The 13399-nt window shown below is 46.4% G+C and carries 9 protein-coding genes; 6 read left to right on the forward strand and 3 right to left on the reverse strand.

Annotated elements, in window-relative coordinates:
- Window positions 1–64: 64 nt before the first annotated feature.
- The 3 genes from MKY44_RS09210 to MKY44_RS09220 all read left to right on the forward strand — a co-directional run bounded on the left by MKY44_RS09210 (window position 65) and on the right by MKY44_RS09220 (window position 5514).
- Window positions 65–1075 (forward strand): phosphotransferase family protein, encoded by a 1011-nt coding sequence (locus tag MKY44_RS09210; RefSeq protein WP_341006854.1) that lies wholly within the window; start codon window positions 65–67, stop codon window positions 1073–1075.
- A 19-nt stretch (window positions 1076–1094) separates the two neighbouring features.
- The gene (locus tag MKY44_RS09215; protein WP_341006855.1) at window positions 1095–4046 is read left to right on the forward strand and encodes a glycoside hydrolase family 3 C-terminal domain-containing protein; all 2952 of its coding nucleotides are present in this window, start codon (window positions 1095–1097) and stop codon (window positions 4044–4046) included.
- Window positions 4047–4212: 166 nt separating this feature from the next.
- Window positions 4213–5514 (forward strand): MFS transporter, encoded by a 1302-nt coding sequence (locus MKY44_RS09220; RefSeq protein WP_341006856.1) that lies wholly within the window; start codon window positions 4213–4215, stop codon window positions 5512–5514.
- A gap of 159 nt (window positions 5515–5673) precedes the next feature.
- Here the strand turns inward: MKY44_RS09220 and MKY44_RS09225 are convergent, their stop codons facing one another.
- Window positions 5674–7017 carry an MFS transporter gene (locus MKY44_RS09225; protein WP_341006857.1) on the reverse strand — a complete coding sequence of 448 codons (1344 nt, stop codon included), beginning with the start codon at window positions 7015–7017 and terminating at the stop codon, window positions 5674–5676.
- Window positions 7018–7047: 30 nt separating this feature from the next.
- The gene (locus MKY44_RS09230) at window positions 7048–7470 is read right to left on the reverse strand and encodes a MarR family winged helix-turn-helix transcriptional regulator (protein ID WP_341006858.1); all 423 of its coding nucleotides are present in this window, start codon (window positions 7468–7470) and stop codon (window positions 7048–7050) included.
- 255 nt (window positions 7471–7725) lie between these two features.
- Between MKY44_RS09230 and MKY44_RS09235 the strand changes: the two genes are divergently transcribed.
- From MKY44_RS09235 to MKY44_RS09245, 3 genes are all read left to right on the forward strand, one after another.
- Window positions 7726–8199, forward strand: coding sequence for an RbsD/FucU family protein (locus MKY44_RS09235; RefSeq protein WP_036609525.1), 474 nt, complete (start codon window positions 7726–7728; stop codon window positions 8197–8199).
- Window positions 8200–8444: 245 nt separating this feature from the next.
- A complete protein-coding gene (locus tag MKY44_RS09240; RefSeq protein ID WP_341006859.1) occupies window positions 8445–8903 on the forward strand; it encodes a GNAT family N-acetyltransferase in 459 nt (152 codons plus the stop codon).
- A gap of 77 nt (window positions 8904–8980) precedes the next feature.
- On the forward strand, window positions 8981–9601 hold the full coding sequence (locus tag MKY44_RS09245; protein WP_237176010.1) for a TraX family protein: 621 nt from the start codon (window positions 8981–8983) through the stop codon (window positions 9599–9601).
- Between the two features lie 115 nt (window positions 9602–9716).
- On the opposite strand, the gene MKY44_RS09250 is transcribed toward MKY44_RS09245, so the two are convergent.
- Entirely contained in the window at window positions 9717–13391 is a 3675-nt protein-coding gene (locus MKY44_RS09250; protein WP_445670681.1) for a non-ribosomal peptide synthetase family protein, read from the reverse strand.
- Window positions 13392–13399 lie beyond the last annotated feature (8 nt).

A 13399-nucleotide genomic window follows, 5' to 3' on the forward strand; every position in this document is an offset into this window, starting at 1 on the left:
AAAAGAAAAGGACGGTGCCGAAAGGTGCCGTCTGTTTGTCTACGATGATAGGAGATTGAATGAAATGAGTACAATGAATTCCGGTTTGCATTGCACGATATCAGCAGAGAAGCTGCATCATCTGGTAGAAAATAATTTTGGAAGCGATACCAAAGTGAAGCAGTTTGGTCTCCTGCAAGGTGGACTTTTTAATACAACCTATCGGATTCAACTTGAACATACATCCTATACGGATGTGATTTTACGTTTGGCTCCAGAGCCGGGAGAGATGGCGACTGATTCTGCGAGTGATCCACTCTTTTCTTTTGAACGTACGATGATGGCGGCTGAACCGATTGTGTATGAATATTACCGTAAGGCCGGCATTCCTGCTCCCAACATTATCGCCTGTGATGACAGCGGATCCATCATTCCAAGAACGTACATGTTTATGGAGTTTATCCCGAGTAAGCAACTGGATCACGAATCGATTTCAGGTATAGACAAAGAGCGATTGTACGATCAGCTTGGCGCCTATACGGCCATCATGCATCAGATCGAGGGTGCATCGTTTGGTTGGCCGCAGGGGGACGGTTCAATTAAAGGCTCGGATCAATGGTCCGAGGTGCTGCACTCTTTTGCAGAAGAAACGGCACTTAAAGCGGCACAAGTCGGTTATATGTCAGGTGTGGGGGAAGAAATCGCTGCTATTTTCATCCAAAATAAAGACTTATTTGATCAAGTGACCCGTCCGGTACTCGTTCATAATGACCTGTGGGAAGCAAATGTACTTGTTCATCAGGAAAATGGTGAGCTGAACATTGCGGCCATCATTGACGGGGATCGTTCCATGTTTGCCGACAGGGAGTATGAAGCTATATTGTCGACAGAATCGGTGGCTTTTCAAGAAGGATATGATCGTCCACTGGACTCATCCGCTGAAGGACAGGCACGCAGGCTTGCCTATCGAATACTGTCTTCGTATTTTAATGCCTACGTTCATGAACATCAGGTCAATCAACCTGAAGATGGTCAGAAGTATCATCAGCGCACGCTGGATTTACTGGAGCAATGGAAGCAACTTGGACTTAACTAATTCGCAGGGGGAATGAAGGATGAAGGAGTATCGTCAATACCCGATGTGGGATGCGTCACTTTCACTTGAGGAAAGATTGGATGACCTGATTGCACGATTGACAACGGAAGAGAAGATCCGACTAATTCCTACACGCGAAGCAGCTATACCAAGACTGGGCATTCCAGCCTACAACGTTGGGGGCGAAGCTGCCCACGGGGTTGCATGGAAAGGGGAGGCAACGGTATTTCCGCAACCGCTCGGTCTATCAAGTACCTGGAATACAAGGCTCATGTGGGAGATTGGTTCCGTCATTGGCGATGAAGCGAGGGCATACCATCACCGTGATCCTGAGGTTCACGGGTTAACATTATGGGCACCAACGGTTGATCTGGAACGTGACCCACGCTGGGGCAGAACGGAAGAGGGGTATGGCGAGGACCCAGTCCTCACGGGAGAAATGTCGGCAGCTCTCGTCAAAGGTATGCAGGGAAATGATCCTTTTTATCTGAAAATGGTCGCGACCTTGAAACACTTTTTTGCCAATAATAATGAGAAAGATCGGCTGAATTGTTCATCCAGCATCGATCCGCGCAATCTGCGGGAATATTATTTAAAAGCATTTGAGACACCATTTGTGGAAGGTGGAGCCTTGTCCATGATGACAGCTTACAATTCCATCAATGGTACACCTGCCATTGAAAGTCCATATGTGAATGATGTGGTTAAGGGTGAGTGGGCGATGCCAGGTTTCATTGTATGTGATGGTGGAGACCTGTCACAGACGGTGGACTATCATGGTTATCATACCAGTCATGCCGAGTCAGCAGCAGGTGCATTGAAGGCAGGAGTGGATTGTCTTACAGATGAAGTTGATCTTGTCGTATCTGCTCTGGAGGGGGCTCTTGACCGGAATCTGTTGGAGGTCGCTGATTTGGACCGAGCAATCCGCAACATCTTTGGTGTGCGAATGCGACTTGGACAACTGGATCAGTCCGGGCTCAATCCATATGCGTCTATTCCCGAGTCGGTATTATGTGCACCGGAACATGCCAAACTTAGTTATCGTGCCGCTGCCGAATCGATTGTTTTGCTCCAAAATGATGGATTGCTTCCGTTGCAGCCAGAAGCGTTGCAGAAAATCAGTGTGATTGGACCACTTGCGGATGTTGTCTATACCGATTGGTACAGTGGCACACTGCCCTATCGTGTATCCGTCCTCGATGGACTGCGTAATCGACTACCTCAATCAGACATAACGTATGCAGATGGGAATGACCGTATTCAGCTGAAGACAACAGACGGTCAGGTTATAACCTTGGGTGCGGAAGGTACACTCGTCGCTGTGCCGGAAGCCAGTGCACCTACAGCCGCCGAATTTGTACATCAGGATTGGGGTTGGGGAAGTCATACGCTGAGAAGTGTGAACAATAATCGATACGTTAGCTTAACCGAGCAAGGCATCTATCAGGCAAACGCACCAGAGATTGGTGGCTGGTTTGTGAAGGAAGTTGTTAGCATAGATCCTCTAACGGATGGAAGTAACACCTTGCGGACGTGGAACGGTATTCCTGTTGGACTGAGCGAATATCAGGGACAGTCTGCTGTATCACCACCACGGCCACAAGGAGAACAAACTACAGCTACAGGTACAAATCCGAATGATGTTGGTGACTCTGGACACGCAATTCAGTCACCAGGCAATACACAGATACCTTCTGCATTCAATATTGATATTGTGACCAGCGGAATACAACAAGCCGTAGAAGCCGCACGTAGCAGTCAGGCATCTGTCGTTGTTGTTGGCAACAGCCCATATATCAACGGCAAAGAAGAAATTGACCGCCCAAGTCTGCTGCTTCCGCCGAGTCAGGTCGAGCTTGTCAAAGCCGTGTGTGAAGCCAATCCCAATACGGTGGTTGTCATTATGGGCAGTTATCCATTTGCCTTGCAGGAGTTAAAAGGCATTGCCCGCGCAATCGTTTATATGACACATGCAGGTCAGGAATTGGGGAACGCGCTTGCAGATGTGCTGTTAGGTTATTATGCCCCGGCAGGCAGATTAAATATGACATGGTATGAAGACGAATCACAGCTTCCTGACATGATGGATTATGACATCATTCAGAATGGCATGACTTATATGTATCATGAAGGACCAGTTCAATATGCATTTGGTCATGGTCTGACCTATTCGGAATTCGAATATGAAGCGATTCGTGTAAGTCGAAGTGCTTCGGCGGAAGCCACCAGCACAGATCAATTGAAGATTGAGGTGGAGGTACACAATAAGGGTGAACGTAACAGTGATGAAGTCGTTCAGATTTATGGATATTCACATACCTCGCGTGTGAAACGTGCTCAGAAGCAACTGCTTGCTTTCCGTCGTGTTCATGTCAAAGCAGGGACGCGTGTTACGATAAGTTTCGAAGTCCCTGTTCAGAAGTTGGCATTATGGGATGTTACCCGAGATCGATACTGCGTGGAGACAGCGACCTGGGCCATCCTGGCAGGGCGTTCTTCCACAGATATACGTCAATCGGCTGATATTAAAATTGAAGGTGAGACGATTCCGGATCGTCCGCTGCACTTGCTTACCTTTGCCGAGAATTACGATGCTTGTGCAGGTGTTCTACTGGATGAATGTCTGGAAGGGCGTTCGGCAGTTCGGGCAATCACTCCGGAGGAACCGTTATATCGAGAGGGTCAGTCGTCTTGGATCTCTTTCAACCATAATGCTGTTCAAGAAGTACAAGGATTTGAAGCCAGAGTGGCAGCTTTTGGAGAAGAGGGCAGACTGGAGATTCGTTCCGGAGGACTGGAAGGCGAACTGCTCGGTGTGTGTGAAGTTTCTGGACCTGGAGGCAGTGTGAATGGGAAAGATATCAAGTGGGCAACGGTCCAGTGTTCGCTTGAGGCGTCACATAAGGTGAATGAGCTATATATTATTTTCAAAGGTGGAGCAGCGTTACGGCACTTTAGATTGTTGTAGTTGTAGCTGTAGACATCATTGAACCAAAGAAGCTGTCTTGCACGAATACGTGCAGGCAGCTTTTGTATGTGAACAAGCGGTAACATCCAACATGTCCTGAATAATCAACCTCCGAAACAAGCACAATAATGCTGTTGTGTGTAGAATCTGTAAAGGTGGTTGTGGTATGAACGATAAAAAGTGGGACCTCGTCGCACTTGCTTCCATCCCTTTAATTATGACCTTGGGTAATTCCATGCTTATACCGATCCTGCCACAGATTGAACGTGAGTTAAAGGTATCTGCATTTAAGGTCAGTATGCTCATTACAGTCTACGCTGTAGTTGCCATCCTGCTTATTCCTCTTGCAGGGTACTTGTCGGATCGTTTTGGCAGAAAAGCAGTTATCATTCCCAGCCTCGTTATTGCAGCCGTCGGAGGTGCTGTCGCTGGTGTGGCAGCATGGATGCTGAACGGAAACTTAGCTTACTGGACCATTCTGGGTGGCAGGTTATTGCAGGGAATAGGTGCTGCCGGCGCATTTCCTATTGTTATCCCGTTGGTTGGGGACATGTTTAATGATGAGAATGAAGTAAGCAAAAGTCTGGGTATCATTGAGACCTCGAATACGTTTGGTAAAGTCATAAGTCCGATTCTGGGTGCAGCGCTGGCGGTCTGGTTGTGGTATGCGCCATTCATGGCTATTCCTATCCTTTGTGTGCTTTCGCTGGTTCTTGTTATTTTCCTGGTGAAGACTCCTCGGAAAAAAGAAAAGCCTCCCACCTTTCCTGAATTTGTGGCATCCATTCGTGACGTATTAAAACAAAAGGGACGCTGGTTGTATGCGTTGTTTGCAATTGGCGGTATTTGCATGTTTGTCATCTTTGGTGTGTTATATTATCTATCCGAGACGCTGGAGAGCGAATTTGCCCTGAAAGGTGTACTTAAAGGACTTGTCCTTGCGATTCCGCTGGCAGCGTTATGTCTGTCTTCTTTCCTGGCAGGGAAGTGGATTGGGAAGAACAAAACGCGAATGAAATGGCTTGGCTTTGCAGGACTTGCGCTTCTGACGGTTTCCCTTGGCGTTATAGGTTTATTCGATAATATCTATGTGGTAGTAGGTCTTTTCACATTGGGAAGTGCCGGAATAGGTGCAACGTTACCATGTCTGGATGCCTTGATTACAGAAGGCGTGGACAAAAAACAGCGGGGCACAATCACGGCTCTGTTCAGCAGCATGCGATTCATTGGGGTATCTCTCGGTCCACCTGTCGTTTCTTTGCTGATCGGTTCTCATCATTTCCTGCTTTTTGGTGTGCTCGCTGCGTCTGGCGCAGTGGGCGGATTGCTCACCTTATTCGCAGTTAAGCCGGATAAGGGAGATCAACCTACTTCAGGAAGCAAGCAGAAACAGGATGAAACATCTATGGATGTGATCGAGACGAGTAGAAGGTATACTCCCATAGGTCGCAAGAAAAGTCCATTTTAGATAGACGGTGTTGAATGCTACATTCATTTCCACGCTGTCTTAACTTTAACATTCAGATCTGTCCAATAAAAAACGCGTTTACGCCTAAGAAAGCGGATGAATTTGCTTTCTCGGTGTAAACGCGTTTCTCGTTTCTATGTTCAGAATGACCTTAACCAATCATTCGTGTTTACTTTTATTAGACTGGCTAGTTTCAGTGTTGCCTGCTCCAGATTCTGAATTCTTGGATTGAGCTTGAGGTGATTCCGTTGCAGTGATATGAGTATGAGCGAGCAGAGCATGAGGTTCAATGGAGAAGCTGCCGCTTCGTTTTCCCTGAATCAGATATATAAGCAAGAACAGAATCATAAACATCACGGAATATCGATACATATCGGTATAACTGGTTATGGCCGCAATGGCGCCAAGAAGAAGGGCACCGGTCGCAATCCCCAGATCCAGCGAGTTCAAAAACATACCATTAGCCATACCCCGTTGAGTAGGAGATACAACTTGAATCATCCAGGTCTGCAGAGACGACTGCATGGAACCATAACCGATTCCGTAGATAAAGGCAGCAATGAACAGGAGGGACATGGAGGTTGCATACGAGAGCAGAATGAGGCCGACAGCAACGAATATTGCCCCTGGAATGAGCAGTGCTTTTGGACCTTTATTGTCATAGATCCGTCCTGCAAATGGTCTAACCACTAACACGGCGAGTGCATTGAACAAAAAGAACAGCGCAGGATTGGCCAGATTGGCTTCCTTACCATACAAAACGATGAATCCGACAAGCCCACCATAGGTGATGGATAATAGGCAATTCAGCACACTGGGCAGAATCAGCTTGCGGTTGAAAGGTGTCTTCTGTTTCGGGTTGGACCCTGAAGCACTTGTTGTGGCTTGTGGCATGATGGTTGTACTGTTATCGGTTCTGACTGCTTTTTTGCGTGTCAGCGAATAACTCAGTGGATAGATCACAGCGAGAACACCCGCAGTACATAACATCAGGGTTACAAAACCTGCACCCTGGAGCAGAGTGACCCCAATGATTGGACCCATAGACATAGCCAGGCTAGTCGATAGACCAAAGTAACCCATACCTTCACCCATTCGTTTGACGGGCACAATGTCCGAGGCCATCGTTGGAAAAGCGGTACTGCTCATACCAAACCCGATACCAAACAACATTCTCAGCAACAAGAGCACAGCTATACCAGCAGCAAAATAATAGCCGAGTGTTGCCAGCAGGGCTACGGACAGGCCTATATAGATCATGGCGTTACGAAGACCCTTCTCCAGTGCTTTCGCGGAATAGAGACGGGCTGCAATGGCACTTAGTGCAAACAGACAGGTGAATAAACTTACTTCAAACGCATTGGCGTGAAATCGCTCCTGAACGTAGGACGGAAGCGGAGAGACAATCATGTGCAGCTGCAAGAACAACAAGAAGTTGCACAGCATCAGTAGTATAAAATCGGTAGTCCATAGTCTAACTTGTTGTGTAGATTGTTCTTTCATGATGATGTATTCCCCCTGAGTTGTGATTCATTACAAGTTGCGGTTAATGAGGGAAAGAGTATGTTTAAATGCTTCCATCTGGTCTTCGGATATACCTTCAGCAAGTTCTTTATTCATTTCTCTTTCAATCGGAACGAGGATATCAATTAACGCTTTGCCTTCCGTGGTGAGATATAACAGATAGGCTCTGCGATCCTGTTCGCTGGTCCGGCGTTCTACCCAGCCTTTTTTCTCAAGCAGATCAATAATCCGCGCAGTGGTGGGTTGGTCTTTGAAGACACGTGCAGCGAGCTCCTTCTGATTCACACCTTCACCGCGGTCAACATTAAAGAGAACAGAAAATTGCTCTGTCGTAATATCATAAGGTTTGAATCGCGTTGCAAGTAAAGCTACTGCTTTACGATGTGTGAAACCCAGCATGAATCCAACAGATTTTTCCAGTGTATAGTCCATGTGATTGCTAGACCTCGTTTCCATAATAAAATGTCCCAATTAATTAGTTGTTACAACAACTATATGTCAAACAAGTATTTTTGTCAAAATGAAATATTCTCATATCGAACGTACATGTGCGCTGTGCAATGATCCAAAAATACTGTTAGAATAGTGATGAAACCGCTTTTATATAATCCATGTCTAGCGTGCTTGAAGAATGGAGAAAACCAATTTGCTCTAACTGATGTTGGAGATGACCAAGGAGAGCTGTGTATGCTAAAGAATATACCCGCAATAATACCTCCAGAGTTACTCAAAATCATGTCCGAAATGGGCCATGGAGACGAGTTGGTTCTGGCGGATGGCAATTTCCCCGCAGCCAGTCATGCCAAGCGACTGGTACGCTGTGATGCACTGGGAGTCGTTGAACTGCTGGATGCCATCCTGCAATTATATCCACTGGATACCTATGCTGAGCGTCCCGCTGCTGTCATGCAGGTTGTGAAAGGGGATCAGGTGATCCCGATCATATGGGAAGACTATCGCCGGTTGATTGAAGAATACGAAGGCATTACGGATGCTTTTGATCATGAAGAGCGATTTGATTTTTATAAACGTGCTTCGAATGCCTATGTGATTGTTGCAACTGGTGAGCGAGCGCAATACGCCAATCTGATTTTGAAGAAAGGTGTCATTTTCCCCGATGCTGATCCTGGTCAGGAACAGCAGAATGCTGAATCGAACTGAATAATTACGGCGACGGAGCAGTGGATGCTTTGGTCGCCTTTTTATTTTTGCCAATACGAAGTAAATATAACAAAACGTACAGAATTGGTATGGACTAGATAAGCAAGATGCAATCTGGAAGCGCGCATGAACGAATGTCAGCTCACTGCTCAAGATACTACAAACTTTGATGCAGATGATGAATGGGGAAAAGGAAAGGACTGTTTTACAATTGAAGAAAAATATAAACGAAGGAGTTGAGTGAAATGCAGCACCGCATCAGACAAGCAGGTCTTCCTGATAGTAACGAAGTGGGACAATTGTTCAATGAGTACAGGATGTTCTACAACCAAAATGCTGACATTGAGGCAGCACGTCAGTATATTAGAGAACGAATGGAACGCCATGAATCGGTGATTTTGGTAGCAGAAAAGCCAATCTCGAATGGCTTAATTTGCACCGGATTCGTTCAGCTGTATCCCAGTTTCAGTTCAGTATCGATGGGGCCTGTCTGGGTGCTAAATGATCTATATGTGCATCCGGATTATCGTCAGCAAGGCATTGCCAGGAAGCTCTTGCAAGCAGCCAAGCAATTGGCATCTGAGCGAGGAGTTCTTCGTATATCACTCTCAACTGGGTTAAGTAACAAACAAGCGCAGTCTTTATATGAATCCGAAGGATATGCACAGGATACCAAATTCATGTATTATGAACTTAATGTATAAGAGGTTGCTCAAAAAGACGCACTATATGAATGAATGGCACACTCGTGTCGTCGGCAACAAGGGAGGGGAGTCGCAACATGATGCAGTGGATTGCCATGATCACGATGTTAATTGATCATATAGGGGCTGTCTTTTTTCCACATATTATAGAGTTGAGGATCATAGGTCGTATCGCCTTTCCAATCTATGCTTTTGCAGTGTATATCGGTTATAAACATACACGAGACGTACAAAAATACATATGGCGGCTGTTCTGGATCGCGATCATATCACAGGTGCCGTTCATGGCTGCGTTTAATCATTATTCTCTAAACGTGGTGTGGACATTGTGGTCAGCCCTGTTGGTATTATTCGTTATCGATAAATTGCCATCCAAACTACTGGGGATTCCGATTGTAATTGGAGCAGGTTGGTTCATGGAAATTAGCCAAATGGATTACGGGATGTACGGGTTGTTATTGGTTCTGTTATTCCGTTATTTCCAGGGTCCTGTGCTTGTCGTGGCACATGTCTTGTTAAATGCACTATATCTTCTGCTGCATAACAGCTCTGTGCAAATGTATAGTGTGCTCGCAACCGCCGGCATTGCTATTGCTCAGTATTACCAGGCGGGATTCCGTATGAAGGGGCCACGTTGGGTCTGGCGTTATTTCTATCCAGCTCATCTTGCCATCATTGCAATTATCCGATGGGTCTAAAAGAATGATCCAAAATGCGAAGTAAAGAAGCCATCTTATCGTCAGTGAATGACGATAGATGGCTTCTCTTTGTGTGACCTTATTTATTAATTAATTGTTAATGACAGAGTGAACTTTATTCCATTGCTGTAGAAGTGCCCTTATGGTCCCGAATTGCGGCGGGGAAGTACCCAATCTGAACAGCGTAGTCTAACATGGCGGAGATGAAGCGATCATCTGTTCTCGCACATGAGATACCGGCTGGTTCCACATAAGCCGTTGTGACAGGGCAAGCATAGACATATGCTGAATCCTTCGCACCGTCGCCTTCAAGCTGTGCAATAGCCAACTGAAGAGCCTCAGGCTCCTTGCTAATGCTTGCATCGAACAACCAACGTGTGTAATCCGCAAAAGGTAGCGTTTCGACTTCATAACCAGCCCGATTTACAGAACGGATCAGCTCATCATAGCGGATGGGCTCTGGATTACAGATGTGGAATACACGGCCAGCTGTATCCTGACGTAAGGCCAGATGAACGATAGCTTCACTCGCATAGTTAATCGGTGTAAAATCAACCATCCAGTCAGCCGCAGGAGCCTTGCCGAGCAATAACATCGCTTTGATCATACGATAAAAGGCGTTGCTATCAATATTGGACTGGAAGCGTCCAGTTTCGGAGTGGCAAGTGAGATTACCTGCACGATAGATGCTGACAGGTACACCTTCCTCTGCCGCAATCATGAGCACTTTCTCGGCTTCAAGCTTGCTGTCCGAATACAGGTTGTCCACATGCAAGTCAGCCGGGAACCGATCATATTGCAGGGAGGATTCCCATTGTCCGCTGAGTGCGAGGTCTTCCGGAATCCCCATCGTGGATACATGGTGGAAGGAGGCCCCAGGTTTGCTGCGAATCAAGTCTAGCAATGCGACCGTTCCTTCCACGTTTGTTTTGGCGAACTGATCGGCATCTCCGAAATGACGTACGTCTGCAGCGCAGTGGATGACACGGTCAATTCGTTCTTGGACATAAGCCCTTTGTTCAGCAGACAGACCGAGATTAGGTTGTTCGAGATCCCCTTCAATAATCTCCAGGCGAGTGGAGAGTTGGTCAGTCAGTTGTTTGCCGAAATAACCTTCAAGCACGTTAGTCAAACGTTCCATTGCAGTTATTCCATTGGATGGTCGACGAACAAGGGTGTAGATTCGTGTACTGGAATTCAGAATTAACTGTTGCAGCACATGAGAGCCCAGATAACCGGTTGCTCCAGTCAGCAACACATGCTCAGGTTCACGAATGAGCGGATACCCCAACTGGGATGTTAGCTCCACAGGGTGTTCGGATAATTGTGTAATCATACCTTCGGTCATCACTGAATCCGTAACTTCTGCAGCACTGAGAGACAATACTTCCACACGACGAGCGAGAGCACGGACTGTTTTCTCGGCAAAGAAGTCGGCAATTTTCAGTTGCGGATAATGTGGCTTCAGAATGACCAGTACATGAATGACCCGGAGTGAATCCCCACCGATATTGAAGAAGCTGTCTTCGACACCGAAGTCATCGTGCTGAAGGATTTCTTTCCATGCGTCCAGGATAATGGATTCCGTCTCCGTCTCAGGCATGACCCGGTCAGGACGATCTTCATGTCGTTCCACATGAGGCAGGGATACCATCGCTTTGCGATTGATTTTTCCAGTTGGCGCAATCGGCATTTCATCCAGCTGACAGATCCACTTTGGTACAAAATAAGAAGGAAGTTTCTCCGTCAGTTCTGCCTTGATGTCCGAAACAGAGAGGGTACTGCCATCTTTCGATGTAAAGTAACCAACCAGCATATTTTGTCCATCGGATTCTTTCTTCGGAATGACCGCAACGTTCTGAATCTGATCAAGCCGTGCAAAGTGATCTTCAATCTCCCCGATCTCAATCCGGTGACCACGAATTTTTAGCTGAGAGTCACTGCGACCAACATACTCCAGCAACCCGGTATCCAGCAATTTGGCAATATCGCCAGACTTGTAGATTTTCTCACCTATCGCAAACGGGTTCTCAATGAATGCTTGCTCAGTACGTTCTGGCTGATTCAGGTAACCTTTGGCCAGTGCAGGGGTAGCAATATATACCTCACCAGGTACACCTGCCGGACAGAGTTGTTGTTCTTCATTCACAATGTATACTTTGTAGTTATGAATCGGTTTACCGATAGGGATGTTCACCACATGTTCCGGAACCTGCTCACTGATGCGGTGAGTAGCTGTGGCTACTGTACATTCGGTAGGTCCGTACACATTAACAATATCAATCTGGTTTCCAAATTTGCGCTGGAAGGCACGAACCTGCTCTCCATATAACGCTTCTCCGGCTACAGTAATGATTCGGACTTTGGCCAGCTTGTGGAAACCTTCATCGGATAAGTAGGAAGCAAGCTGATTGAAGAAAATCGTAGGCAGTATCGTAATAATGTTTGTTCCTGTTCGTTCAATTGCACTTGCGAATTCTTCAACGGATACACGTTCTTCCGCAGACAACAGATATAATTCTGCTCCATAGAACAAGGCGCCAATGGTATCCCACACGGATGCATCAAAGCTGTATGTAGCAAACTGGGTTAATACATCACCTGGTTGAATGTCACAATCACGTTGAACCACACTGCCAAGATTGGTTACACCCCGATGGGCTATCAGTGCACCTTTGGGCTTACCGGTCGACCCTGATGTGTAAATAATATACGCAAGATCGTCTGGCTGAATATCCAGATTGGGGTTACTTGCTGCAAATCCGGCTAAACGACCATCCACAGCGAGAATCTGACGTACCGTAGCTATACTGGAGAACAAGCTGGAAGCTTGGGCATAAGAAGCTTCCGTTGTCAGCACGAATGAGGACGCCGTATCTTCCACGATATAACTGTTACGTTCTTGTGGATGCTCAGGATCGATCGGAACATATGCACCACCTGCCTTCAGAATACCAAGTAGGGAGATGATCGTCTCCAGACTTCGATCCATAAAGATACTGACGAATTCACCTTTCTGCAATCCATTGGATAACAGAACACGTGCAACCTGATTAGCTCGTTCATTCAATTCCCTGTACGTATAACTTTTGGATGGCGATGTTATCGCCGGTGAATCCGGATATGCCGCTGCCGTTGCTTCGAACCAGCCATGAACCGTCTGATTCTCTGGTTCGAGAACAGAAGTATCATTCATTTCACGGTAAAGCAATCGATCTGAGGCGGAAAGAATATCTACCGTACCGATTGCTTTCTCACCGTCACGCACAAGGGAGAGTAGAAGAGTCTGATAATATTCTGCATATCTCAGCACGGTAGACTCTTTTAACAGTGAACTATCATAGAACAGATCGAGGATGAGCATGTTCTGATCATCTCGAACGTTCCAATTTAATATTTGAGGAGCTTGAGGCAACTGTACACTATTCAGCATAAAAAACGATTCAGGGTATCCACCGTTTTGCAACGTGTATTCAATCTTGAGCTGCTCTGAAACCTGATGACATAGTTGGCTGAAGGTCAATTTCCCATGAATCTGTAATGAAAGGTAGGAAGCTGCCTGATCGGGGGAAAGTATACCTATGGCAAGTTCCTGTTCAGCTGACAATCGGAATAACAAGGCTGCATAAGCTGAGAGGAGTACCGGGTACACCATCTGTTCTCCATACTTCTGTTTAAGTTCACGGCTCAGAGAAGCATGTAATGTGATTTGAGCAGACTGATAAGAGAATGATTGTTGACGTCGCCCAAAATCCAGTGGAATCTGCAGAACTGGCAAGCTAGATTCCATGGAATGGG

The sequence above is a fragment of the Paenibacillus sp. FSL R7-0026 genome (genome assembly GCF_038004485.1).
GTDB lineage: Bacteria > Bacillota > Bacilli > Paenibacillales > Paenibacillaceae > Paenibacillus > Paenibacillus xylanexedens_A.

What these genes read in the sequence shown, in the direction of transcription:
- MKY44_RS09210 (WP_341006854.1), top strand. Translation starts at nt 65, where the DNA reads ATGAGTACAATGAATTCCGGTTTGCATTGCACGATATCAGCAGAGAAG.
- MKY44_RS09215 (WP_341006855.1), top strand. Translation starts at nt 1,095, where the DNA reads ATGAAGGAGTATCGTCAATACCCGATGTGGGATGCGTCACTTTCACTT.
- MKY44_RS09220 (WP_341006856.1), top strand. Translation starts at nt 4,213, where the DNA reads ATGAACGATAAAAAGTGGGACCTCGTCGCACTTGCTTCCATCCCTTTA.
- MKY44_RS09225 (WP_341006857.1), bottom strand. Translation starts at nt 7,017, where the DNA reads ATGAAAGAACAATCTACACAACAAGTTAGACTATGGACTACCGATTTT.
- MKY44_RS09230 (WP_341006858.1), bottom strand. Translation starts at nt 7,470, where the DNA reads ATGGACTATACACTGGAAAAATCTGTTGGATTCATGCTGGGTTTCACA.
- MKY44_RS09235 (WP_036609525.1), top strand. Translation starts at nt 7,726, where the DNA reads ATGCTAAAGAATATACCCGCAATAATACCTCCAGAGTTACTCAAAATC.
- MKY44_RS09240 (WP_341006859.1), top strand. Translation starts at nt 8,445, where the DNA reads ATGCAGCACCGCATCAGACAAGCAGGTCTTCCTGATAGTAACGAAGTG.
- MKY44_RS09245 (WP_237176010.1), top strand. Translation starts at nt 8,981, where the DNA reads ATGATGCAGTGGATTGCCATGATCACGATGTTAATTGATCATATAGGG.
- MKY44_RS09250 (WP_445670681.1), bottom strand. Translation starts at nt 13,391, where the DNA reads ATGGAATCTAGCTTGCCAGTTCTGCAGATTCCACTGGATTTTGGGCGA.